This window comes from Acinetobacter sp. FDAARGOS_559 (assembly GCF_003940475.1).
Lineage (GTDB): Bacteria > Pseudomonadota > Gammaproteobacteria > Pseudomonadales > Moraxellaceae > Acinetobacter > Acinetobacter baumannii.
Window position 1 is genome coordinate 2,180,757 of the sequence record NZ_RKJG01000005.1, and the last position, 24,708, is coordinate 2,205,464.

The window sequence follows — 24,708 nt, forward strand, 5'->3', positions numbered from 1 at the left end:
GGAGAAAAATATGAATTATCAGCAAAAGAATGCGATTTCTCCAGAGCATGAATATTTAGGAATTTCCAAAAGTTTTGCTTACGGCTTACAGCATGTACTCACCATGTATGGGGGTATTGTAGCCCCGCCACTGATTATTGGAACGGCAGCTGGCTTAAGCGCAGCACAAGTCGGAATGCTCATTGCAGCAGCCTTATTTGTAGGCGGGTTGGCAACTCTCATACAAACCATCGGAACCAAATATCTAGGGGCAAAATTACCTCTGGTGCAAGGTGTGTCTTTTGCTGGTGTGGCAACCATGGTTGCTATTATCACTACAGGCGGTGGTTTACCTGCTGTCTACGGCGCGGTTATTGCCGCATCTTTAATTGGACTATGCCTTGCACCTTACTTTTCAAAAATTATTCGTTTTTTTCCACCTGTTGTGACGGGATGTGTCATCACGATTATTGGGTTATCTCTGTTACCCGTTGCGATTCGCTGGATGATGGGTGGCAACAACAAAGCACCTGATTGGGGTAGCGTCGAGAATATCTCTTTAGCTTTGCTGACCTTAGGCATTGTGATTATTCTAAATATGCTGCCACAAGCAAGTATTCGCCGTTTATCAATTTTGTTGGCTATTGTTGCTGGTACTACCCTTGCCTACTTTATGGGTTTTGGAGATTTTAGTCAGGTGAGCTCAGGCGCATGGCTGCAATTTCCACACTTATTTGCATTTGGTTTACCAACTTTCGAGCTAAGTGCAATTTTATCGATGCTAATCGTTACTTTGGTGATTATGACGGAAACCACAGCCGATATTATTGCTGTCGGAGACATTGTAGGAACCCAAGTCGATTCAAAACGCATCGCCAATGGTGTACGTGCAGATATGTTTTCAAGCGCTATTGCTCCTATCTTTGGTTCATTCATGCAAAGTGCTTTTGCCCAAAATGTTGGACTGGTGGCAATTACAGGCATCAAAAGCCGCTTTGTCGTGGCAGCAGGCGGAGTCATTCTGATTATTTTAGGTCTATTACCTGTTATGGGCCGCCTTATTGCGGCAATTCCTATGCCAGTACTTGGTGGTGCGGGTTTGGTCTTATTTGGGTCGGTTGCAGCAAGTGGAATTCGCACTTTGGCAAAAATTGATTATAACGATCAGAAAAATTTGATTATTGTGGCAACTGCTTTATCAGCTGGGATGATTCCAATTATTAACCATGAATTTTATGCTCATTTCCCAGTTTGGGTACAAACTTTGTTCCATTCGGGTATTAGTTCGACTTGTATCTTTTCTATCTTATTGAATTTGTTATTTAATCACTTACCTTCATTTCGCAGCTCGCGTACCCCGCATTTGAGCCAAACAATAAACACACGAAATACACATTAATGAGTTAGTTTTTTAGTAAGCGTCCGCTGAATCCCATACCTATTTTTTAATTCGATTTAGGTTTCCAGCAGTGCGGCAGTAACTCTTCAATCTGGGTCACTTTATGTGTCGGTAACCTTTTCAGCACATCACTTAAATAGGCATACGGATCCAGCCCATTCAGCTTTGCTGACTGGATTAAAGTCATGATGTTTGCCGCTCGCTGACCACTGCGCAGCGAACCTGCAAACAGCCAGTTCTTGCGCCCCAACGCCCAGGGACGCATCTGATTCTCTACCCAATTGTTGCATATCGGTAGATTGCCATCATCCAGATAGCGGCTTAAGGCTGGCCAACGCTTCAGAGTGTAATTGATGGCCTTGGCGGTGGGAGAACTCGATGGCACTGTCAGATGATGTTGGTTGAGCCATTCATATAGTTGTTGCATCACTGGTTGACTATGCTGTTGTCGGTATTCGCGGCGGTCTTCCGCTGTACCATCGGTCTTTTTCCTGAGTTCTGCTTCTATCGCATACAGTTTCTGAATCAGCACCAATGCCTGTTCAGCGACCTGACTTTTCCCGGTCACATGCAGTTCATGGAATTTACGACGTGCATGGGCCATGCAGCCGACCTCTATGACCTGGCCTGATTTAAAGCGTGCTTTATAACCACTGTAATCATCACAGACTAGATTGCCCTGCCAGCCTTTCAAGAACTCTGCAGCATGCTGGCCTGAACGACTATCCTGAAAGTCATAGATCACCGCCTGAACTGGATTGTACTGTGTGGTGGCATAGGCCCAGACATAACCTTTCTTCGGTTTTTTCTCATTCTCACCCATCCGCATGATGGTGACCGGTGTTTCATCTGCATGCAGCACCCGCTGTTGCAGCACCACCTCTTTTAAGGCATTGGCCAGAGGTTCCAGTTCTACACCGCAGCGACCTATCCAGTCAGATAAAGTTGATCTAGAAAGTTCGATTCCCGCCCGCTGATAGATCAGACGTTGACGGTACAGCGGCAAATGATCGGCATACTTCGATACCAGCACATGGCTGAGCAATTCAGGTGAAGCAATGCCTTTATCAATCACATAGGCGGGCATCGCTTGCTGAGTCAGAGTGTCACACTGATCACAGACCCATTTACCACGCACATGCTGTTCCTTATAGAACTGTGCCGGTCTGAAATGCAGTTTCTCACTGACATCTTCGCCGATACGACGGAGTTGGCATCCACAAGTGCATTGGGTTGATGCAGGTTCATGCTCAATACGGATGGTGTGTAGATGATCTGGCAGTGGTCGACGTTTAGGTTTATTGGTTTTGGCTTTCTGTGTCGCTGCATCGGTTTTATCTGCATTTAATCGTTCTAATTCCAGATCAACAGCAGCAATATCTTCTTCAACCGCTTCATCCCATAGGTGGATTTGTTTTGCCGTTAAGTGTTCATTCTTTTGGGCGAATTTGTGCTTTTTAAACAGCGCCAGTTCATGCTCGTATTTTTGATTGAGAATAGAAAGATGTTGAACTTTGGCATCCAATTGTTGGTTTGATTGTGCTAGAGACTGATGCTGCATCGCCAACTGTCTGGTGAATTCCAGCAGTTGTTCATGGGTCAGTTGGCTTAAGTCAGGCAGCGTATTCATGACCGCAGTATGCCTGAGGTCATGAAGAGAATGAAATAGAACGTTTGGAGGATGGCAGAATGGTCGAGCTTGGTTTAGAGCATATTCACCACTTGCTGCAATCCAATTCTCTGCCAGGGCAAACCTTGGATTAATGCCTGTAACTGTTCCGGGCTGAGGGCCACGGTTTCACCTTGGTGAACTTGAGCCCAGTGAAATTTACCCTGTTCCAAACGCCGGGCACACAGCCAGATGCCCAGTCCATCATGTACCAACACTTTCATACGATGACCACGTTTATTACAGAACAGGTAGGCGCAATGCGGTTTGATGTAGCCAAAGGCTCTCACCACCTGAGCCATGACAGTATCCATTCCTGCTCGCATATCCATGGGCTGGGTAGAGAGCCAAATTTCATTGATACGGATCATGTTGCCAGTGCCTTGAGTAATTCTGCCAAGGCAGGTATTTCTGATGTCTGCCATTTTAGCTGAATATCATTATTCGTATGAGGCACGGTGATACACAACGTGATCCTCTCATCAATAGGTTGGCTGATTGCAGCAGTGTAAGGCAAAGCAATAAATGCTGGATTCACATGAGTAGGATCCTGCACGGCACCCTCATGATGGCTGAAGATCCTGATCCAACGACTGACAAGGTTGGCATTAATACTATGTTGCAGTGCGACCGAAGCGATCGAGGTATTAGGATTTTTACAGGCATTGACAATACTGAGTTTGAATTCTTTGCTGTATGTTCTGCGTTTTTTAGCAACAGGAGGTGTTGCTGAATATATATCCATGTTCATGGATTAAGTCCCCACTTGTTTTTAGGTGGGAACTAAATTAAGGCTTATAGGACCGCTTGGTAAGGCTGTGTTAGCCGGATGCTTACGTTTTTTAGCGCCCCACTTCGGTGGGCTTTTTTTTAACCGTTGATCAAATTTGGCTTCATTTTTGCTTAAGACCCTGTATCCTTAGCGTGCTTTATTTGGGGGGAGATCATTTAAATGCAATTAAAGCAACTTGCGGCGACTTGTGCCTTGTTATCTGCAACTGCCATGGTTCAGGCAAAACCAATCTGGCAAGATTTTAGCGTGACTGGACTTTATGGTGAAAACTATGAAGTTGTAGATGACAAAGAAACTACGATTACTTTGGAATATGCAGCAAAAATTAAATATGCTGATGTATTTTTCTTTATGGACCGCATGCGTGGCGAAAATGACCATAAGAGTACTTATTTTGAGTTATCACCACGTTTAAGCTTAGGCGAAGTGTCTGGCAAAAAACTGGCGTACGGCCCAATTAAAGATGTACTCATTAGTACCACTTGGGAAAGTAATAGCGAAAACGGCAATAACTTTGACAACTTCTTGTATGGTTTTGCAGTTGATTTAGATATCCCATATTTCCAATATGCGAATTTAAACTTCTACCGTGCGAATAATGAGAACACTGACGACGATTATCAAATGACGTTCGTTTATGGAATTCCATTTAAAATCGCATCTGAAGATTTCTTGGTAGATGGTTTCCTAGACTGGTCAACCGCTGAAGATGACCATGCGAGTGAGTTGAACTGGACCACTCAATGGAAATGGAATGTAGGTAAACACATTTCTCCTGATACACGTCTATACCTCGGTATTGAGCACTCTGTGTGGAATAACAAATTTGGTATTAAAGGTGCCGACGAAAATAACGTCAGTGCATTGGTTAAATACCACTTCTAAAATTTTTATTTAGAAGATAAAACAGCAAGGAAAACTCCTTGCTGTTTTTGTTTTTAATCGAGTGGATTACCCACAATATTACTAATAATTCCCTGCATAATATGTCCGCCTTGTTCACGGCGTAGTTCCGCATACCATGCCTGCGTGACCGTTTCATCTTTCATATGCGTTACGTCACAGCGTTTGCGCGCACGAAGCACCAACTCATTGGCACGTTCATTGCGCTTGTTTTGATAACGTCGCAAAGCATCCTCTAGCCCCAAAGTATTAATTTGCAGAGAACGCGCTAAATAAATCGCATCCTCCATCGCTTGGCAACCGCCTTGTCCAATATCAGGTGTCGTACTGTGCGCAGCATCACCCAAAATCACCACGCGACCTTTATAAAATTGAGTGAATGGTTCAATATCATGTATTTCTACCCGATTGGTCTTTTGCGGGTCTAAGCGTTCAATAAGCTGCTGTACTGGTTGACACCAATCAGCAAAATATTGTTTTAAAAGTTTTTTATATTCATCTCGATTATTATCCAACCCTGCTGGTAAAGGCACATCTAAAAAGAAATAGAACTTTCCATCTGCAACTGGCATTAGGGAGGCACGTTTACCTTCGCCCACATAAGTCGTCCATTGCTCGGCTGGCGCTAAATCTTCAGATATTTCAACTAGGCCATTCCAGTTCACATATCCCGCATAACGGCGCTGCACTTGCTGACCGAGCACATAAGTCCGTGTCATTGAATGCGTACCATCTGCCCCTATGAGTAAATCAGCCTGTGTTGAGCTACCATCAGCAAAATGAACTTCGACAAAATCAGTTTTATCTTCAAGGCTGACCATTTTTTTGCCTAAATAAATCTGATCTCGACCAAACTCATCCATTAACATATTTTGTAAATCGGCACGTGCAACCGGATAAGGGCGTTGTCCTACTTCTTCAATTAATGGTCGTAAACTGAATTGTGTCATCACATCTCCAGTTAAACCATCTACATAGGCCAAGTCATCCATTTGTCCACCAAGTTTGGCGATTTTGTCAGTTAATCCCAGATAGTTCAGACATTTCACCCCATTCGACCACAGCGAAATTGCCGCGCCGACCGGAAGAATCTTTTCAGTTTGCTCAAAAATACGAACTTGGTGACCAAATTTCTTTAATGCAATGCCTGTGGTTAGACCTCCCATTCCCGCACCAATAATCACCACATTCATAACACGCTCCTATAGATATTCACCTATAGGGTGCTTATGCTAAAAACATGCCATCGTTCAAAATTTATTTAGCTTTTCCACAAAACTGGCATGCACCATGCTTATATATTTATGTATAAAACTCATCTCAACACGCTCAGTGTGAGTGCAGTTTTAAATGAAAAATCATGTTTTTAACAAGAAATACGGATACTCCATTATGGCAACATTGCACGCTCCAGCTTTTGAACTTCCTGAAATTCTGAATACTAAAACAAATTTGGCAGATGCCCGAATTGGTGCACAAGTGATTGAGTGTTCAGATGATTTCTTTGCAGAAGCAAAGCGTATGCTGCAATTTGAAGCACCTATTTTTGTTGAAGATAAATTTGATGATTATGGCAAATGGATGGACGGTTGGGAGACCCGCCGTAAACGTCATGCAGGCTATGACTGGTGTATTGTGAAACTAGGTGTGAGTGGAAAAATCAGTGCACTTGATATCGACACCACGTTTTTTACAGGAAATTATCCTGCATCTGCCTCATTAGAGGCATGTTATGCACCAAATGATGACCTTACTGGGGCAAAGTGGCAGAGTATTTTAGAAAATACCGAGCTAGGGCCGAGTCAACATCATATTTTTATGGTCAATAATGATGCAATTTTCACGCATATACGCCTCAATATTTTCCCAGATGGTGGTGTTGCCCGTTTACGCGTTTATGGTGACGTTCATATTCAGGTGACCGACCACGAGCAGACTCTCGATTTATTGGCCTTAGAAAATGGCGGTCGTGTAATTGCTTATAGCGATGCGCACTTTGGACATCCACGTAATTTGATTAACCCAGGCCGTGGCGTCAACATGGGCGATGGGTGGGAAACCAAACGCCGCCGTGCACCAGGTTATGACTGGTGTATTCTTGCATTGGGTAAAAGCGGAAAAATTGAAAAAATTGAAATTGATACGGCGCATTTTAAAGGTAACTTTCCTGCTGAAGTTTCTATTCAGGCTGTCTACCTTGAAAATGCAACCGATGCACAGCTGATTCCACAAAGTATGTTTTGGTCTTACTTACTTGAAGCCCAACCTATGCAAATGGACCATATTCATGAATATATGAATGAAATTTTACAGCATGAAAAAGCCTCGCATATCCGTATTAATATGATTCCGGATGGTGGTATTAGCCGTGTCCGTTTATGGGGAAAAATTGCCAAGTCATGATCATGAAGAATATTCAAATTCAGCCTTTAACCATTGAGAACTTTCAGCCCTTCGGAGAAGTCATTTGTTGTGACGGGCATGATTTTTTTCATATTAATGATGCACACACCGAACGCTACCATGCGCTCGTCGAAACTGAAATTGAAGGCGAAGCAAAGGCAGGAATTAGTATTTTCCGAAATATTAAGGCCAGTGTGTTACCTATGGAAATTTCAATGCTAGAGCGCCATCCGAAAGGCTCTCAAGCATTCATTCCATTACAGCAACAAAAATTTTTAATTATTGTGGCCCCTGCTTTAGACGAAAATACTCCTGATATTTCAAAACTATGTGCTTTTGTTTCGGATGGTAAGCAAAGTATCAATTATCGGGCAGGTACTTGGCATCATCCTTTGCTTACCTTTGAAGCGCCGAGTGATTTTGCAGTAGTGGATCAAATTGGAGGCGGTGCAAATTGCGATATTTTTCAATTTCCCCATCCGATAAAAATTACTGTCTAAATTAAAATAGACAAATCTGTCTATTTTAATTTAGTGATCAAAATGCCAATGGCCGCGTAAGAACAGAGTCGTGCGCTTCAAACGCCAACCTAAGCTTTGAGTATTACAGAATGGAACGGAAGGTTCCGCCTTCAACACGAACTGCTGCGCCATTAGATGCTGATCCCAAGGGACTTGCTAACAACGCAACCATAGATGCGATTTCATCAGCTTCAATCATTCTTGCAATCAATGAGCTTGGACGATATGTCTCAAAAAAATGTGCTTCAATCTGCTGATCTGTCATGTCGGGACGAGTAGCAGTTTGACGTAAATAGTCCATAATACCTTCGGAACGTGTGGCAGAAGGAAGTACGCTGTTCACCGTCACTCCTGTGCCTTTTGTTAACTCGGCCATTCCACGTGATACAGCCAATAGAGCAGATTTACTTACGCCATAATGCACCATATCTGGTGGAGTGAATGCTCCTACCTCACTCGACATAAAAATCACTCTTCCCCAATTATTTTCTAACATTTTTGGAAAGTAGTGACGAGATAAGCGTACACCTGACATAACATTCACATTAAGCATATGCCACCAGTCTTCGTCTGTAATCTCAGTAAATGGTTTAGCTTCATAATATCCCAAGTTATTTACTAAAATATCAGTGTAAGGGTGTTGTGAAATTAATGTCTCAACTCCCTCTGATGTACTAAGATCAGCTAAAAAACCACATACTTTGCCCAAGGGAGCATTTGCTTCTATCTCGGCTACCGCCGCCGCCAATTTGTCTTGGGTCCGGCCCGTAATGATGACATCAGTTCCTTCTTTAGCCAGAGTTTTCGCAATTGCTAGACCGATGCCTGCTGTTGCCGCAGTTACAATAGCTGTTTTACCTTTCAGTTGGAGATCCATAGCTTTTTCCTTTTCATATTTAAAGATGGTGTGCAGACGCTTTAATCATTCTTTGGCTATACCAGATCTAGCCAAGTTCGGATCAAGGGCCTATTAGCGATGAGTCACCACATGAGATGTAAAGAGAGCTAAAGTATTACTAAATTCCCTTTCATCCTGTTCCAATACGTTTTGCAAATTAATTACATAAATTCATGGAAAAACTGAGATGACTAAAACACCATAACGATGATTTATATGAAGTGTATGGTTAGCAGCAGAGGGGATAAACAACCGCCAAAGGAAAACATTTGTTCTTTAAAGAACAGAATAAGACAGCTTTTTTAGAAGTATGGCTATCAAAAGATAAAGGATTGCCTAAAATTAAGAAAATTACTCATAAATTAGTTATTTTCAATAAAGTATATGAGTTGTCAGGTGCAGGATAATTTTATAAAAAATTATCCTGCACACTTTAATTAAACAGTGATATCAGCTAAGTTACCCTTTTGCTCAAGCCACTGCTTACGGTCTGCTGCACGTTTTTTCGCAAGGAGTTTGTCGAGTAAACCTGCTGTTAAATGTGCATCATCTAGATCGAGTTGCACCAAACGACGGGTGTTCGGATCCATTGTTGTTTCACGTAGTTGAATTGCGTTCATCTCACCCAACCCTTTGAATCGGGTAATTTGCGGGTTCTTATTGCCTTTAACATTTTTCAAAATGGTTTCAAGCTCTTCATCATCTAGCGCGTAATGGACATCTTTACCAATGTCGATACGGAACAATGGTGGCATTGCTACATACAAATGCCCTTCTTCAACCAATGCTGGAAAATGTTTAACGAATAAAGCGCAAAGCAAAGTCGCAATGTGTAAACCATCCGAGTCGGCATCGGCCAAAATACAGATTTTGCCGTAACGTAATTCAGATAAATCATCACTACCTGGGTCTACACCAATTGCAATCGCAATGTCGTGAACTTCCTGAGAAGCAAGTACTTCATCTGAAGAAACTTCCCATGTATTTAAGATTTTTCCACGAATTGGCATGATGGCCTGAAAGTTCTTATCACGCGCCTGCTTGGCACTACCGCCCGCAGAGTCACCCTCAACAATAAAGAGTTCACTTTCTTCACGCGTTTGGCCCACGCAGTCCGCCAGCTTACCCGGTAAAGCCGGGCCAGAAACAATCTTTTTACGCTCAACTTTTTTCGCAGCTTTTAAACGGCGCCCTGCTTTAGAAATTGCCATTTCAGCAAGTTGCATGGCAATTTCAGCATGCTGGTTGAGCCAGAGCGCAAACGCATCTTTAGCAATATTTAAAACAATATTGGCAGCTTCACGACTCGAAAGACGCTCTTTGGTTTGACCAGAGAACTGGGGTTCTTGGAACTTAAGCGATAAAATATAGTTCACGCCATCCCAAACATCTTCAGCCGAAAGTTTAAGATTACGTGGTAATAAATTACGTAACTCACAGAATTCACGTAGCGCTTCGGTCACTCCCGAACGCAAACCGTTCACATGAGTACCACCTTGTGCAGTTGGAATCAGGTTGACATAACTTTCTTGAACCTGTTCGCCACCCTCTACATTCCAGCAAATCGCAAATTCACATGCCGCACGGTCTGCTTGCCCACTGCTTACAAATGCAGGGTTTGGTAGAATTTCACGGTCTTGCAATTCATCCATCAAATAATCGACAAGGCCATTTTCAAATTGCCATTCGATTTTTTCATCGTTAATTTGATCGATATAAGTGATTTTTAAACCAGCAGCTAAAACAGCTTTGGCTTTTAAATTATGTTTAAGTGCTTTTAAAGCAAATTTTGGGCTATCAAAATATTTAGCTTCAGGCCAGAAACGTACCGTAGTTCCTGTCGCACGTTTAGGTGCTTTACCTTCTAACACCGCTAAAGGTGCAACAGGTTCGCCTTGCTCAAAGGCCATCTGGTATAAATTACCCTGACGCTGAACTTCTACCTCAACACGTGTAGATAAAGCGTTTACAACCGAAATCCCCACACCATGTAAACCACCTGAAAACTGATAGTTATCAGTACTAAACTTACCACCAGCATGCAACTTGGTTAAAATGATTTCGATACCACTTTGGCCATATTCAGGGTGAATATCGACTGGCATACCACGGCCATTATCTTCAACTGACAATGAACCATCTTTATAAACCGTGACACAGATTTTGTCGGCATGACCGGCTAAGGCTTCATCGACAGCATTATCAATAACTTCTTGGGCTAAATGGTTAGGACGAGAAGTATCGGTATACATCCCCGGACGACGACGAACAGGGTCTAAACCGGAAAGAACTTCAAGCGATTGAGCCGTATATTGTGTCACGTTGTACGTTTTCCTTATTTGATGGTGTGCGCAAAGAATTCGATCACTAAGGGTAATTTTTCTTCAAAATCTTCCATGGCATGATTGCCATGAGCATCCGTCAAAATCAATGAGGATGGTGTTGCAGCACTATAATAGCGTTGTGCTTGACGATAATCCAAAATTTCGTCGCCTTGTTGCAACAAGACGAGTATTTTGTCAGCATTTTCAGGCTGTTTCAGTTCCAGTTGTTCTAACTGTCGTAACTGAACATGATCAATTGACCATTGATCGTTCACCTTATAAGGCATGCTTTCAACTTGAAATAACTCATCAAACAGCTTCCATGGTTGCATAGCAGGGTTAATCAGTACAGCCGGAATATTATATTTCGCGACAAAATATGTCGCAAAAAAACCACCAAGACTACTGCCGACTAAAGCCACCTCTTGTAAAGACTCAATCAGCTCTGAAACCTGTGCTACTACCTGTTCCGGAGATCTATTTAAATCTGGCAAATGCACATTTATGTCCAATTCGCTACAATACTGCTTAAGGCTGAGCCCTTTAATTGAAGAAGAGCTACTATTAAAGCCATGGAGGTAGATAATATTCATATATTTTTCCCTCTAAATTGAGAATAAACTCACATTTTTGTTCTCAGTTTGTATATAAAAACACTATTGTCAGACAAGAAAAACCACTCAACTTACCATTCATCAGTATTTTAAAAACATGTGTTATTTAAACTACTAAGATGGAAACGTTAGCTGCCGTTCATAAAAAGTACAGCTTAAAACGTCGGTTATAACGTAAATGGGGAAAAGATATGCCGAGCTTAACACCGTTACATGAAACTTATTGTAAATGGGATCGTACGCCACCTAGTCAGGCCGACGTACTAGAAGGTTTAGCTCAACTGTTCAGTACCAGCTTAAATGGTGTACATGAATTAATACAAGTCATTAATATTGAAGTATTAAAAAATGCTTTTGGTATTAGTGCCCAAAATGCTAAAAATTTCCAAAAACGGCCCTCTGTCCAAAAGGTATATCAGTTTTCTTATGGTGCCTTACAAAAATATGGTAGTTGTTTTTTAGCACCAGGGTTACGTCGCATTATTGAAAAATTTCCAACTCTTCATGAGAAGCCATTAACACCAACCCTTCATTTTTTAGTAGGAGTGTTAAATGGTATTTTCGGAGACTATCTACTTAAACAGCACAGTCCCCTCGCCTTGCCAATGGTTCTATACGACCACTACGGTGCAATCCAACAAGGCGAACTTGCAGGCCGTATTGTAATTTTGGTTCATGGTTTGTGCATGAACCATCTTACTTGGTCAAATGCACATTATGGCGGGATTGGTGAGCGTCTGTTAGCACAGCGTGATCATAACACGATGCTGTATTTAAATTACAATACAGGCCGCCGTATTTCAGCCAATGGCCGCAGTTTCTCAAATTTATTAGAAGATTTAGTACAGCGTAATCCAAGAATTACCAGCATTGATTTAATTGGTCATAGTATGGGTGGACTGGTTTCCCGTAGCGCACTGTTTTACGGTAAACAAAATATGTACCAATGGATTCATATGGTCGAAAACCTCGTCTGTATTGGATCTCCCCACCACGGTGCAGTGCTTGAGCGTTTTGGATTTGCGCTACAAGATCGGCTAGGCGCTTTTCCATTTGTTGGTCTAATTGGTCAGCTGGTTAACATCCGTAGTAATGGGATTTTAGACTTACGCCATGGTAGTGTTCGAGATGATGACTGGGAATACATGGATGCCCGTATTGGTATGATGGATGACAACCGTGCTCCGGCTCCTCTACCTTCCCATATCAATACCTTTTTAGTGGCAGGAACACTCGAGTTTGAAAAGGTGCGTAATAAAGCGCTTACCGTGATTGGCGATTACTTAGTGAGTGTAAAAAGCGCACTGGGCGAACATCCTAATCCACGTTTTCAGCTTAAAGTTCCAGATTCACATAAAGCGGTGTTTTATGGCTTAAATCACTTTGAAATTCAGTATCACTCAAGTGTTGCCGAACAGATTACTCGCTGGTTATATCCTCATGTGAATGATTATGTGCAAGACGGTATTCAAACCCATATTATTGATATGCCGAACTATACACTCGAAGATTTAGAAGGAATTGTAGAGACGTAAAAAAAGCCCAACTTATGTTGGGTTTTTTTAAATTTTATATTTTTCAAGGTCATAAACCCATCAATAATTTTTATCTAACCATTTTTTAATTTCAGATATAGTTTTATATTTATAATAGACTTTCCCTTCTGCAATTCCTTCAAAACCCTCTGCATTACTACCTAATATATTTGTTATATTTTTCAGATTTAATATCTTATTTTCACTAATTTGATATAGCTTAACTTGATAAACCTTCCCTTCTATTTGTGGAGTACAACAGTAATATGCTGAATTAATAGTAATCAATATTGGAGGTTTCCTTTTAGTTGATTTATAGATACCGACAGCTAAAAGTTTAGGACTTTCTTTAGCTGCAAAATCAGAGTAATCACCAACAAATATTTTCTTCTCTTGATCTCCAAAATAACCTTTAAGATATGAATCTTCTGAAGACTCACATATATAATTATAAAATTTATAATCATTTTTCTTAAATATATTTAATTTTACTTGTTGGTCAATCTTACATTGATCCTTTGCAAATAAATTCTGAGAATATAATATTAGAGATGATATGAAAAACATAATAATAGTAAAATATTTTTTCATTAAATTAGCTTATAAATAATAAGATCAAACAACTATAACAAAATTATAATAAAATATTTTATAAATTTATAAAGTAAATATTAAAATGTTTCTTTTAAAAACTAATTCTTATCACTATTACTAAATTTAGAGAAATATATGAAGGAAATCGTTGTTTTTGACTTGGATGGGACATTACTTTCGGGTGATTCTACAAAGGCATGGTTAACAGATAAATTGAAATCTAATCTTCTCAGATTTATCGCTTGCATTCATTGTTACGCCAGTTGCTTTACCTCTTATGAAATTTAAGAAGTATAAATCTAGAGGTGCTTCATTATATTTATGGATTGCAACGTATGGTGTGAATGAAGAAGAATTAGAATACAGTTTTAAAATTTTTTTCCAATAATATCAAAGATATTACTTCTGATTCATTATATTGGTTTGAGCAAGGTATAACTGAAGTTAAAGATCATTTAGCACATGGAAGGATTGTGTTTATTGCCACGGCTGCACCAGAAAAGTTAGCGAATGTTTTACTCGAGTCTATCAATCTAGATGTACAAATTATTGGTACTCCTTTGCAAAAGAAACTAGGAGGATGGACAAGTGGGATACATTGTAGGTCTGAAGAAAAAGTAAGAAGATTGAATAAACTTGATATCAAACAACCTTGGTTCGCGACATACAGTGATGATATTGAAGATGACTTGCCTATTTTGATGGGTGCCAAACTCTCCTACTTAATTAATGGAGATAATAATAAGATTAAACATATAAAAATCAAAAATTTAAAACTATTAAATTGGGTTTAAAAGTTATGATATGAGTATTGTTTATATAAGCTTTCTAACGACTAAATGAAGATAGTATAGGCACTTTTAGTAATAAAAGTGCCTATAAAAGTGATCTTTACCGGTTAATTTGACTCTTAATTAAATATAATTACACGTTTAAAAATTAAGCAAAAACTAAAGCTCTATTTTATTTGATAAATTTGCATAAAACCTTCATTGCATTCTAAAGTTGAACCTTTTAAATTCTCACATTTAATTTTATTATCTTTTGTTAATCTAAATTTAAAACCATCATTAACTTTATAGCCTGATTTAAATTCTTTTGACATCACTCCCCAGACAGCAGGATTGTTTTTAACATATATAGAATTTATAGCATAAATATTTAAAGAATCATTCATAGTAATTTTCTTTATATAGTTTTGATCAAGAAAATTATAATCATATTGACCTTTTCTATTTGGTAAAACACTTGTATTTATTAATTTAACAACAGCAATTTCTTTTGCCTTTTTATTAAAAATATAAAATTTCTTTATGATATAAAAATCACCTCTTAATACATTTTCTGTATATTCCACAAAACCAATAAAATTATTATCTGAAAAATATAGTGAAATAATATATTTATTCAAACCATATATTTTATTATTATACAAAGTATATAAACTATTCCCTTCCTTCAGAAGAATACTATAAGAATGAGTATCTTTATCACTAGAATTCAAATAATTTTCTTTAGCTAGAATTTCATAATCTTTATCTATTCTTACAGATTGGCCAAGTTTATTAATACTTTTATACCCTTGAGAAATAAAACTATTTGAATCATCATATAAAATAATATTTTTTGCCTGCGAAAGGTTTGGTATTAATAAAGCTAATATTAAAAACAATTTAATTCTATACATCTAATACACTCAATTTATTAACATAACATTATTGAATTTAAATCAATTATTTATTTATGCTTATAGTTACGAACTCATATAAGGCAATGTTTTTTATTTTAAAGTATTCTTAAATTCAGCACCATTCAATTTTTCTAAAAAAATACTTGTTAGTTGTTTACCCATGTACATGATTATGTGCAAGAACGTATTCAAACTCATAATTAATGAATGGAACTATACACTCAAAGATTTGGAAGGGATTCTAGAGGTGTAAAAAAGCCCAACTTTTGTTGGGCTTTTTTAATTAATTAGCTTTTGTAGAAGAAAGAAAATATTTTTAAATTTCAACCTTCCAAGCTTTATTGGCAATTACTTTTCCATTTTTTATATTTAAAACAATATTGTAAGCTGCTGCACCACCATTATTAAAAGTATTTAAAATATAAATATTATTATTTAAATAATATATTTTAAAATCACCAAGCTCGTTCTTGTCACCATCTATACCATTTTTAGGAAAAAAGTATTGCTCTATATCTTTTTTACCAATTTCTATTTTCTTATCTTTATTCTTAATTATGATTTTATCAAGTTGTAAAAAATCATTATTAGGTAAAGTACCATCAGTACCAAAGAATGGTTTATTATTAAAATACTTATATTCACCTTTAAAATTTTTATAAAGTTTAGGATCTAAAATAGCTTTTTTTGCATACACTTCTACTATTATGTTTTTATCATTATAAACAGCTTTTTCTCTAGAATATTGAGATAGCTTAATAGAAGTGTAACCACTAAAATTATTTATTCTATTTTTATAGATAAATCCAGTTACACCATTGCTTGCATTAACTAAACAAAAATTATTTGTCCCTTCATCCATCACACAAGAAACAATTTCATTATTATTTAATTTGGTCGTAACTTTAGAATTTAAACTTGAATTTCCTCGTACATTAACGTACCCATCCTTATCTTGAATAAAACCAAAGACAGCATATGAAGATACTATAGGACCAATCATGAAAGCGGTAAAAACTATAAATTTAAGATATTTATTCATTTAAGCTAAGCTCATTATTTACTTTGAATGATCTCTTTTATAATAATATCATCTTTCAAAATGATATTATTATAAAATATAATCAAAATTTTAAAAATTCATGGTTATTCTTTATCATCATAACAATCATTTTTCTTGTTTTTTATATTCACATCAGTTGTATAATTAATTGCAAAATTTAAATTTATTAAATCTTCTTTTCTAAAGATTTTCGGAACTATATTCCAAACATTTTTACCGTTAGTAACGAATGCCAAATTAAATTCCGGAACTTTATTATTATTCGTATCAATTTGATATTCCATAGAAAATTCGTCTTTTTTCTTACCAACAATATTATATATACGTGGCTCCTTTAACCCTTGATCACAAGCTTGATATATATAAATTTTGTTTTTTAAAATGTTAATTGTACTTTCACTACAATAACATCTACCTGTTTCTAACTCTTTCACAATACCATTTGTGTATTTAAATGGTTTTATTAGGTTTCCCTCTAAACTTTCAAGGTCCAAATATGACTTTTTCAAATCTTTTATTTTAGAATTATTAAAATCACTTAAACATTTATAGTTTTCACTACTTGCTTCTTTCCCATTAAATTTACATTTTAAATTTCTATCTTTTAACCAACAACGTTGAGTATCTACCAGATACTTAACTTCATTCTTATTATCACTGATATAGCTTTTTATATCTGAATATATACTATTCAGATCATGCTCATTATTACTATATATTGTTTTCTCGTCTAACCGTTGTGGTTTATAATCTGCAGCATTTGAATAGATACTCAAACTAGAGACTAATAAAATATTAGAAAACTTAGTGAAACTATTTCTCACTATATGTACCTTCAATAAAAATCAAAATTCAGACAAGTTTCTATTTTATAAAAAATTTACAACAACATCACAAATATATTAAAGTTTCTTGTTTTACCCAACCATAATTTATATATTGCACTAGTATACACTAAATAGAAATAAATATTATTGCTGCAAAATCTTAATCAAATTACTATTATTATCGTATTTTATATTCTTAATAAGCTTACATTTTCCTTTATTTTCTATCAAAAAATCAATAAACTCACCATGTGTAGGAGTATTAAATTTAACAGTAACAATATTATCTGTAGCTTGTAGTATACTAAATTTACCTATATCATCTTGTGCATTACTTAAAATATTAAAATCTATATTGCATACACCATTTAAATTACTTCTACAAGCATAATCTTTTACTAACATATTTGTTAATTGATTAGAAAAAAACCTAGAAATAGTTTTTCTATCAGCACTCTCAATAATTTTATTTCCATCCACAGGATAGTTTTTATATAAGTTTGTGATTAAACTTTTTGAGTCTTCAAAACATTTCTCATCGTTACTTGCATTTGTAACACTAAAGAAAAAGGATAGAAAAATAAATGTAAATAATTTATATTTCATAAATTATACCTAAGCTGATATCTTATTTTACAAGAAAAATTATAAAAAACATCGCAACATTTTTTATTTACATTTTTTGAAACTAATAGGAGAAATATTTACTCTTTGAATATCTTCCTTGTGAAAAATACTTTGATATTTATGTAACAATAAAAAATATTACTAATATTCTCAAAATTTTCATTAAAAATTTCTATCTGTACCCCAAATCTATTGGGGTACAATCAAAGTATATATTAGTCTAATTTTTAAGACCATTCTTATCTTAAATTTTTCTTTAAAATTTTACTATTTTTATCTCTATAACTTATTACGCCTGAACTATCAATTGAGTAGTAATCTCCTATTTTTTCCACTTTTAAATCAGGTTTTATTTTTTTTAAATAAAATTCAGAACTAGAACTTTCATCTGTATCAATATATTTTTCAGCAATAGCATAAAAGCTATCTTTGAATTGAGGTAGGAATCTAAATGTATTTACATTTAACGAATCCACTTTTGTGTCATTAAGTACATTTATAAAATCAGGAGATATTTTTTCTAATTCAGAGAAAGAGTAAGCCCGATTATTAGAATTTTCAAGTTGCGTGCATTTCTTAGCTGAGTTCTTCTCCCTACATTTAGAGAAAAAATCTGAGGAAATTGGTAAATTGAGTTTTTTTATCACATTATTAGAATTATTTATATCCTTATCTAATTCAACTCTAGATTTAAAATCAAAACTTCCATTATTATATGTATAACAAGTTTTTACTGCTCTATAAGAGTTTTGATATTGATTAAAGTTACCATTTAAACAAAATGAATTACTATCAGATGAGAATTCTATAGGTTTAATATTTGACATTACACTTAATGAAGCTGGGAATGTGAAAACCTTAAGCTTTTCTAAATCAATAACTGCAAAATATAAATAGTTTTTTTCTTTAAAATTCATTAAAAACTTGTTTTTATCAAAATTTGATACTTTGTTTTTTAAAATATTATTATAATCTTTTAATCTTTCTTTGGAACAAAAATCTACCTCATCATAATCAATTGAGCAGTCCTTGACATCTATTTTATTGATACCCTTAGCTATAGATGTATTACTTGAGCATCCTAAAATTGATAAAACTATAAGCATAGTTGAGCTAACAGACGTATTTTTCATTTTTCCACCACTTAATCTATTTACCATCTTTATGAAATCTATGAATTTTCTCTAAAATTTCTAAAACCATTTTAGTCGACTCTGGAGAAGAAGAATTTTGTCCAGGTTTTTCATAATAAGATTTATTTCCATCGGATATCTTCCCATTTTTTAAAGGAAGGCCTTTTGGTACTGCTACTGATGCCCATTCTTGAGCAGCATCATATTGGGCATCTCTTAAACTACCGATACCCTTTCTCACAAATTGAGAAAGTTTTGTTCGTTTACTAATTAGAAATTCTCGAAATACCTGTTCTTGCATATTTGCATCATATACTTCACTTCCAGTAAAATATCCCTGTTTAATCCCTTCCTGAAGAGTATAGTAGGTCGTCTGATATTTACCTGTTGCAAATAGACGATTTTTATCATTACCATCTTTTGCTTCTGCATTATCAATAATTTGCTGAATTCTTTTGCTTGTTACGGTGCCTTTTCCAGGGTTTTTAAATGAATAGCCAACTTTATCACCTTTAACATTTTTTGTTCCAGTATTATAAGATTCATAATTACCTTCACCATGAGAGATAACACTCCCCAACTGCCTAATCAGATCCTCTAAAGAACTATCATTTAGATTAGGATTTTTATTTGGGGAAACAACTATTCCGGAACATCCTAATATTTTATTAGCTTTCTCATCAGCTTTAAATAAATTTATTAGATAATCTCCATTTAACCCATCTTTACTAGTGCTAAATAACTTGTCAATTTTATATTTTTTATTAAATTCACGAACATCTAAATGAACCCATGTTTTTGCACCGTCTGAGATACGTTCTAAACCAAATTTATCTGGTGACCATCCTAGACTAGTATTTAAATACTTACCAAACCATTTTATTCTTACTTGATTCTCAAGTTCGCTCATACTAACCACTTGATTATTCTTATTATGAACTACAATATCTAAAGCACACCCCATATGATTAGTCGTTGGACGTCTATTTTTCCAATTATTATCGATACAACGATATCCTGAAGAAATTTTTACAATTTTATATCCTGCTGAGTTAGGCATTTTTTTAAAATAAAATAGCATTGCTTTAAGTGCCCAGATCAAACTTCTATGCATGCCATTATATTCTTTCGCATCTCGATAGACCTCAACGTATTGTCTCGTAGTTTTGTTATACATCTCAAATCTGAAATTACCACTTCTGCTACGACCAAAACCCGAACATTCCCCACAAGGGCATTTCATTGATTCAAAGTAAGAAGCTATTCCATATTCATCTCTGAATCTATCTAAGGCAGCTAAAACAGAACCACAAATCTTTCCAGTGTCTGGAACTCCCATATAATCCCGTTGGAATTGTTTAATACATGTTGCAGTTAGTTCTGTAAATTCATCTGTTGGTAATGCTCCACCAAAACCTGCTAAGCGAATATTAACTTCTCTGATTAACTCACTTTTACCACTGGAAATACATTGAGGATTGGTTTTACAAATATTTGTAGTATTTGCTTTAGGAGTACCTCCATCTTGACTACGATCATCAACAGTCAAAATTTTAGAAACTGAACTTGCAGCTTCATTCAATGCTTTTTTAGTATCTTCATAAAGTTGATGTGCTTTTTCTGGAAGCCCATTTTCTTGTTTTGTTTGAGAAGCAGGATTAGCTGGCCTTTTTGCTGCTGGAGCTGGGGTAGTTTTTGCACTACTAGCAGTAGGTTTATTTGTAGATTGAGCTGAGTGCTTGTGCTTAGGTTTGTCTTGGTGTGAATGATTTCCAGAAGCAGGAATATGAACTGGTAATTTAATGACTTGACCAACACTGATCTTATTGGGATCGTCTATTTTATTTAAACGTTCCAGTGCTCGAACAGTCGTATGATTTTTTTGTGCTATTTCAAAAAGCGTATCACCCTTTTTAACAATATGCGTTTTTCTTTTATATTGCCCATTATTACCTTGATTTGTTAATGTTTTTAAATCCAAAAGGACTTTAGGACTTGTAATTTTTACGACCATTCGGTCTTTAGACATTACAAAACTTTGTACTTTAACCATTGAACCCTTAAACATACTTTTAATATATACATCTAAAGTAGTTCCTTTATCTTGGCTGATTTCAACAATACATCCAGATGAGTTTGTTGGCCCCGCAGCAATAACTTTTCCAGTTCTCTGATTTTTTACTACATATTGTGCTTTTGAAATTGGGCTGCCAAATAAATCTAAAATTTGTATTGTAACTAATGATTTTTTATTCATTTTTCAGCCCCTATCTTCAGTATTATTATCGATTTCAGAGTTACTACCATTTATGCTCTGATCTTCTAAAAAATCATCTGCATCAAAGCTATCAATTAATAGTCCCCATTCATCATCAGAACCAATTAAAACTTGAACATTTGTTGGATCAGCACTACTGATTTTTCCTGTACGCCCATGCTCATCTACAGCCCCTGAAGTAAATGAATTTGTCTCTGGCATGAACGCTTTATAGCTAAGTTTGCTAAAATCACTTTCCCAAAATAGATCATAAATATCTAAACGGTTACTAAAAGTTGGGGTATTCGGCAACTCAGGAACCTCATAAGAAACCTTGGCCCCACCCGTAAACAAATGCTGCCCAGCTTTACTTTCAAACTTACCACCTGTTGTTGAAAATACGCCATTGGCATTAATTTTGAGCTGTGACCCACCTGCGGTTAATACAATTTCTTTTGGACTCGTAAGCTCGATTTTTTCTTCGGTAGAAATGAGCTTAATGACCTTCTTCGCAATTGCTTCAATAGCATCATCTTGTGCTTGTAGTTCGAGCTTTCCTTTTGCTGCATAAGCACGCAAACCTTTTTGAGCAGCAAACAAACTAATTTTGTCTTGTGCATGCCCAATGATATTTTTCTGTGCGCTTAAATTAATTGAACCGCTGGCACTTTCGGCAATATCTTGCGAAGCTTGTAGAATAATATTTTCAGGCGTCGTCAAAGCAATACCATTTGGTGATGCTAACAACATAAGGGCTTGTCTGAAGATCTTACCTTGCTCTTGCTGTTTAGTATCGGAACTGCTTTCTAAACCTTGGGTATAACCCTCCATAAAGCCTTGTAAAGAACTCAATGCTTTAGAAGGTGATACTTCCAATTTACTGCCTTTACTAAAAGTTCCGCACGTACTCATCAAATCAAAGTCTTTAGTCTCGACATTTGCTAAGACTCTCCCGACCTCTTGAATACTTTCAAATGGATTTTTATGAATTCGGTCTTTAATACTTGCGAGTTTTCCTTTAACAATATCAGGGCCATGTTCTTCAACGTTTTCGATGAATGCTTTTAAATTTTCTACCGCATCTTTGGCATCGCTAAAGAAAGAATTAAATTCATCTACAACGCCTTTTGCGTTTCCTCCTAGTGCACCGATGTCTTGAATAAAGCCACCGCAGTCTTTTAGGGCATGGATAGGATCGTTATTAATTCCTTCTTTGAATAGGTTTACCGTACTATTTAATGCCTGACCTGTGGTTTTTAACTCAAGCGACTGGATGAATTTGGGTAAGCGATTAATCACGTTCAAAGCATCAGTTTGTTGCTTGGCTGCAACTTCACTGAGCATTTTCATGCTTTCATAGCCTTGTGAAAGTAAGGATTGTGCTTGTGCGGCCTCTAAATGATCTGCAATCGCTTGCTCTTGTGCATAGGTACTAATGAGCATGCCTTTACCCGCCCGCACAGCTCCCCAAGCGTCTGTTCTAAGCTCAAAGCCTTCACCACGGCCTTGGCTTGTCGCTTGTTCTTTAGGATGGCTTAAATTACCTAAATTCAACTGTGTTGCGGCATGACTACTTTGTAGTTGGGTACTGATCTGCCCAGTTGTGTCATCAAAGCGTAATTGATTAAACCCGCTGCCATTAACCTCCTGACTGCGTATGCCACTTAGCTTTTTAGTATCAGGAAGCTGCCCTTTTACATCGAATTTAGTTGGCGAACGCTGTGCTTCATGGATTCGGCCCGTCACAAATGGACGGTCGATATTGCCATCAAAGAAGTCAATGACCACCACTTCACCAATACGTGGTAAGAAACGTGCACCATAACCTTCTCCTGCCCAAGGAGTCAGTACATCCACCCAAGCCGAGTCGGTATCATTGTCATTACTACCTGCGCCACCATCATGGCCATGATCATCACTACGAGTAAATAGAAAACGTACTTTAATGCGTCCCCATTCATCGACATGAATAGTTTCTCCCTCAGGTCCCACGACTTTCGCTCTTTGTGGGTAAGCAATTGGTCGATGCTGTTCCGGATTGTATTCAGGTGCCGTTTTGATTTGACGGCGTATTAACGTCAGCTCATTACTTTGACGTTCGATATCATCGTAACCATGTTGATCCCAACGACTTTGGGTTAATAACTGGCTAACTTGCTGATGTAAATCTTTAGGTAAATTATTTTGGTTATAGAAATTTTTGGCAATGATTAGGAACTCTTGATCTGCTCCTTCATGCTGATCAATTTCAGGGTGTTCGCGTAGATTAAACCAATAGCCGACTTGGGTATCGCGCACACTACTGTAGGCTTTAAAGTATTTGGCCCGACTCGCATGCATGTCAGTGAAGTGCTGATTTAATTTTTCTAATTGGCTACTGCTTGAAGCGGTTGCCTGATCTTCTCCTTTTAAATCTTGCATCCAGGCGGGGCTTACGTGCCATGCTTGCTCAAGACTTAAAGTAGCCGAATCAAAGTTATCTGAGTGTGTATGGGTAGTAACAACTGAACCATTACCCTCTTCTTGCGCTAACGCATCGGGCTGCCAACGCTGTACATGTACGGCAGTCGGTTGCAGACTTCGCACTGCAACAAAGCCTGTAATACTATCTTGATATTCGGTTGCGCTACTTCTGTGATAGCGAATACTACGACGCGCTAAAGCTTGGTATTGGTTATTGTCATCAATTAATTTTAGTTTTTGAGCTTGTATTGGTGCAGTAAAATGAGGGACAAAAAGCTCTGATTCATCAATGAGCCAACTAACCCCCTCACTTCGCCACAAACGTGTGAGAAAGTCATAGTCAGACTCATTGTGCTGCATAGTGAACGGACGAATATCATAGTTTTGACTTAACCCACCCAAATCAAGACTTAAACTCGCAGCAAACAGTGGACTTTTTTCTTGCCATTCTTTAAATAGAACTTCGGTAATTTCTACGATACTTTTATTCATAAAAACACGACTATTACGGCGTTTGTGCCATAAATTTGTCGCATCTTCTATAGTCAGCTTATAAAGCGTTAAAGCGCCATCACTTTGTCCATAACTGGCCTCAGTCACAATACCTGTAGTTCGGAACAATTGCCCCGAATCAGTGACCTGATCAACAGCGACTTGAACACCAATAAATTGCTTCAATGCAATTTGGGCATTGGTTGAAAGGCAGATCAATTCTGCCATTAGGCCACCATTTAGCTGATGTTGGCCTTCTACACGTTGTAAGAATACTTGAGGATTGAGTAGTTCATTAGAAAATTGTACGTGGATAGCACGTTTCTGAGCATTTAGCCCTATTTTTTCCAAGACACTAAATATATTAAAAAGCATTTTTTTATAATCATAAGGATATATAAACGGCTGCACTTTATAAAAAACAGAACTATCTGTCTACAAAATTATGCGTTATTTCTATCAATTTTTTTATATTTTCACTTATTCGAAAGTTATAAAAAAAGCCCAACTTAAGTTGAGCTTTT

Annotated in this window: 20 protein-coding genes and 1 pseudogene; 6 read left to right on the forward strand and 15 right to left on the reverse strand. The window is 36.9% G+C overall.

Translation table 11 applies throughout. The features are described 5' to 3' along the window. Nucleotides 1-10 precede the first annotated feature (10 nt). A complete protein-coding gene (locus tag EGS71_RS11970) occupies nt 11-1,378 on the forward strand; it encodes a nucleobase:cation symporter-2 family protein (protein WP_001109259.1) in 1,368 nt (455 codons plus the stop codon). Nucleotides 1,379-1,424: 46 nt separating this feature from the next. Here EGS71_RS11970 and EGS71_RS11975 read toward each other — a convergent pair whose 3' ends face one another. The 3 genes from EGS71_RS11975 to EGS71_RS11985 all read right to left on the reverse strand — a co-directional run bounded on the left by EGS71_RS11975 (nt 1,425) and on the right by EGS71_RS11985 (nt 3,798). Continuing rightward, nucleotides 1,425-3,008, reverse strand: a complete 1,584-nt coding sequence (locus EGS71_RS11975; RefSeq protein WP_001094424.1) for an IS66-like element ISAba25 family transposase — start codon at nt 3,006-3,008, stop codon at nt 1,425-1,427. 74 nt (nt 3,009-3,082) lie between these two features. Continuing rightward, on the reverse strand, nt 3,083-3,418 hold the full coding sequence (tnpB, locus tag EGS71_RS11980; RefSeq protein ID WP_000619347.1) for an IS66 family insertion sequence element accessory protein TnpB: 336 nt from the start codon (nt 3,416-3,418) through the stop codon (nt 3,083-3,085). Continuing rightward, nucleotides 3,415-3,798, reverse strand: a complete 384-nt coding sequence (locus EGS71_RS11985; RefSeq protein WP_001055589.1) for a transposase — start codon at nt 3,796-3,798, stop codon at nt 3,415-3,417. The genes tnpB and EGS71_RS11985 overlap by 4 nt, the downstream gene beginning before the upstream one ends. 201 nt (nt 3,799-3,999) lie before the next feature. On the opposite strand from EGS71_RS11985, the gene EGS71_RS11990 reads away from it, so the two are divergent. Further along, nucleotides 4,000-4,725: an outer membrane protein OmpK gene (locus tag EGS71_RS11990; RefSeq protein WP_001176267.1), complete on the forward strand. Its 726-nt coding sequence runs from the start codon at nt 4,000-4,002 to the stop codon at nt 4,723-4,725. Nucleotides 4,726-4,778: 53 nt separating this feature from the next. Here the strand turns inward: EGS71_RS11990 and hpxO are convergent, their stop codons facing one another. Beyond that, entirely contained in the window at nt 4,779-5,936 is a 1,158-nt protein-coding gene (gene hpxO, locus EGS71_RS11995) for an FAD-dependent urate hydroxylase HpxO (protein ID WP_001103531.1), read from the reverse strand. Nucleotides 5,937-6,135: 199 nt separating this feature from the next. On the opposite strand from hpxO, the gene alc reads away from it, so the two are divergent. Continuing rightward, nucleotides 6,136-7,146, forward strand: a complete 1,011-nt coding sequence (gene alc, locus EGS71_RS12000; RefSeq protein ID WP_000212414.1) for an allantoicase — start codon at nt 6,136-6,138, stop codon at nt 7,144-7,146. Next, nucleotides 7,143-7,646 carry an ureidoglycolate lyase gene (locus tag EGS71_RS12005; RefSeq protein ID WP_000605497.1) on the forward strand — a complete coding sequence of 168 codons (504 nt, stop codon included), beginning with the start codon at nt 7,143-7,145 and terminating at the stop codon, nt 7,644-7,646. The genes alc and EGS71_RS12005 overlap by 4 nt, the downstream gene beginning before the upstream one ends. Nucleotides 7,647-7,749: 103 nt before the next feature. Here EGS71_RS12005 and EGS71_RS12010 read toward each other — a convergent pair whose 3' ends face one another. From EGS71_RS12010 to EGS71_RS12020, 3 genes are all read right to left on the reverse strand, one after another. After that, nucleotides 7,750-8,544, reverse strand: a complete 795-nt coding sequence (locus EGS71_RS12010; protein WP_000365666.1) for an SDR family NAD(P)-dependent oxidoreductase — start codon at nt 8,542-8,544, stop codon at nt 7,750-7,752. A gap of 458 nt (nt 8,545-9,002) precedes the next feature. Next, on the reverse strand, nt 9,003-10,886 hold the full coding sequence (gene parE, locus EGS71_RS12015) for a DNA topoisomerase IV subunit B (protein WP_000195974.1): 1,884 nt from the start codon (nt 10,884-10,886) through the stop codon (nt 9,003-9,005). A gap of 14 nt (nt 10,887-10,900) precedes the next feature. Beyond that, a complete protein-coding gene (locus tag EGS71_RS12020) occupies nt 10,901-11,482 on the reverse strand; it encodes a YqiA/YcfP family alpha/beta fold hydrolase (RefSeq protein WP_001021720.1) in 582 nt (193 codons plus the stop codon). Nucleotides 11,483-11,694: 212 nt separating this feature from the next. Between EGS71_RS12020 and EGS71_RS12025 the strand changes: the two genes are divergently transcribed. Further along, nucleotides 11,695-13,038: an alpha/beta fold hydrolase gene (locus tag EGS71_RS12025; RefSeq protein WP_001139641.1), complete on the forward strand. Its 1,344-nt coding sequence runs from the start codon at nt 11,695-11,697 to the stop codon at nt 13,036-13,038. Nucleotides 13,039-13,098: 60 nt separating this feature from the next. On the opposite strand, the gene EGS71_RS22555 is transcribed toward EGS71_RS12025, so the two are convergent. Further along, nucleotides 13,099-13,629, reverse strand: a complete 531-nt coding sequence (locus tag EGS71_RS22555; RefSeq protein WP_000759830.1) for a hypothetical protein — start codon at nt 13,627-13,629, stop codon at nt 13,099-13,101. 138 nt (nt 13,630-13,767) lie between these two features. On the opposite strand from EGS71_RS22555, the pseudogene EGS71_RS22770 reads away from it, so the two are divergent. Next, a pseudogene (locus EGS71_RS22770) lies at nt 13,768-14,426 on the forward strand (haloacid dehalogenase-like hydrolase). A 164-nt stretch (nt 14,427-14,590) separates the two neighbouring features. Here EGS71_RS22770 and EGS71_RS12045 read toward each other — a convergent pair. The 7 genes from EGS71_RS12045 to EGS71_RS12075 form a co-directional block, all read right to left on the reverse strand. Further along, nucleotides 14,591-15,319 (reverse strand): hypothetical protein, encoded by a 729-nt coding sequence (locus EGS71_RS12045; protein WP_000285694.1) that lies wholly within the window; start codon nt 15,317-15,319, stop codon nt 14,591-14,593. A gap of 319 nt (nt 15,320-15,638) precedes the next feature. Continuing rightward, complete coding sequence (locus EGS71_RS12050; RefSeq protein WP_001046164.1) at nt 15,639-16,364, reverse strand: SH3 domain-containing protein; 726 nt, start codon at nt 16,362-16,364, stop codon at nt 15,639-15,641. A 104-nt stretch (nt 16,365-16,468) separates the two neighbouring features. Next, nucleotides 16,469-17,209, reverse strand: a complete 741-nt coding sequence (locus EGS71_RS12055; protein ID WP_001246097.1) for a lysozyme inhibitor LprI family protein — start codon at nt 17,207-17,209, stop codon at nt 16,469-16,471. 147 nt (nt 17,210-17,356) lie between these two features. Further along, the gene (locus EGS71_RS12060) at nt 17,357-17,818 is read right to left on the reverse strand and encodes a hypothetical protein (protein ID WP_000875657.1); all 462 of its coding nucleotides are present in this window, start codon (nt 17,816-17,818) and stop codon (nt 17,357-17,359) included. A 260-nt stretch (nt 17,819-18,078) separates the two neighbouring features. After that, nucleotides 18,079-18,972 carry a hypothetical protein gene (locus EGS71_RS12065; RefSeq protein ID WP_031946346.1) on the reverse strand — a complete coding sequence of 298 codons (894 nt, stop codon included), beginning with the start codon at nt 18,970-18,972 and terminating at the stop codon, nt 18,079-18,081. Nucleotides 18,973-18,988: 16 nt separating this feature from the next. After that, nucleotides 18,989-21,229: a LysM peptidoglycan-binding domain-containing protein gene (locus EGS71_RS12070; protein WP_001036456.1), complete on the reverse strand. Its 2,241-nt coding sequence runs from the start codon at nt 21,227-21,229 to the stop codon at nt 18,989-18,991. A gap of 3 nt (nt 21,230-21,232) precedes the next feature. After that, entirely contained in the window at nt 21,233-24,559 is a 3,327-nt protein-coding gene (locus EGS71_RS12075; RefSeq protein ID WP_000898354.1) for a type VI secretion system Vgr family protein, read from the reverse strand. Nucleotides 24,560-24,708: the final 149 nt, after the last annotated feature.

What these genes read in the sequence shown, in the direction of transcription:
- EGS71_RS11970 (WP_001109259.1), top strand. Translation starts at nt 11, where the DNA reads ATGAATTATCAGCAAAAGAATGCGATTTCTCCAGAGCATGAATATTTA.
- EGS71_RS11975 (WP_001094424.1), bottom strand. Translation starts at nt 3,008, where the DNA reads ATGAATACGCTGCCTGACTTAAGCCAACTGACCCATGAACAACTGCTG.
- tnpB (WP_000619347.1), bottom strand. Translation starts at nt 3,418, where the DNA reads ATGATCCGTATCAATGAAATTTGGCTCTCTACCCAGCCCATGGATATG.
- EGS71_RS11985 (WP_001055589.1), bottom strand. Translation starts at nt 3,798, where the DNA reads ATGAACATGGATATATATTCAGCAACACCTCCTGTTGCTAAAAAACGC.
- EGS71_RS11990 (WP_001176267.1), top strand. Translation starts at nt 4,000, where the DNA reads ATGCAATTAAAGCAACTTGCGGCGACTTGTGCCTTGTTATCTGCAACT.
- hpxO (WP_001103531.1), bottom strand. Translation starts at nt 5,936, where the DNA reads ATGAATGTGGTGATTATTGGTGCGGGAATGGGAGGTCTAACCACAGGC.
- alc (WP_000212414.1), top strand. Translation starts at nt 6,136, where the DNA reads ATGGCAACATTGCACGCTCCAGCTTTTGAACTTCCTGAAATTCTGAAT.
- EGS71_RS12005 (WP_000605497.1), top strand. Translation starts at nt 7,143, where the DNA reads ATGATCATGAAGAATATTCAAATTCAGCCTTTAACCATTGAGAACTTT.
- EGS71_RS12010 (WP_000365666.1), bottom strand. Translation starts at nt 8,544, where the DNA reads ATGGATCTCCAACTGAAAGGTAAAACAGCTATTGTAACTGCGGCAACA.
- EGS71_RS12020 (WP_001021720.1), bottom strand. Translation starts at nt 11,482, where the DNA reads ATGAATATTATCTACCTCCATGGCTTTAATAGTAGCTCTTCTTCAATT.
- EGS71_RS12025 (WP_001139641.1), top strand. Translation starts at nt 11,695, where the DNA reads ATGCCGAGCTTAACACCGTTACATGAAACTTATTGTAAATGGGATCGT.
- EGS71_RS22555 (WP_000759830.1), bottom strand. Translation starts at nt 13,629, where the DNA reads ATGAAAAAATATTTTACTATTATTATGTTTTTCATATCATCTCTAATA.
- EGS71_RS12045 (WP_000285694.1), bottom strand. Translation starts at nt 15,319, where the DNA reads ATGTATAGAATTAAATTGTTTTTAATATTAGCTTTATTAATACCAAAC.
- EGS71_RS12050 (WP_001046164.1), bottom strand. Translation starts at nt 16,364, where the DNA reads ATGAATAAATATCTTAAATTTATAGTTTTTACCGCTTTCATGATTGGT.
- EGS71_RS12060 (WP_000875657.1), bottom strand. Translation starts at nt 17,818, where the DNA reads ATGAAATATAAATTATTTACATTTATTTTTCTATCCTTTTTCTTTAGT.
- EGS71_RS12065 (WP_031946346.1), bottom strand. Translation starts at nt 18,972, where the DNA reads ATGAAAAATACGTCTGTTAGCTCAACTATGCTTATAGTTTTATCAATT.
- EGS71_RS12070 (WP_001036456.1), bottom strand. Translation starts at nt 21,229, where the DNA reads ATGAATAAAAAATCATTAGTTACAATACAAATTTTAGATTTATTTGGC.
- EGS71_RS12075 (WP_000898354.1), bottom strand. Translation starts at nt 24,559, where the DNA reads ATGCTTTTTAATATATTTAGTGTCTTGGAAAAAATAGGGCTAAATGCT.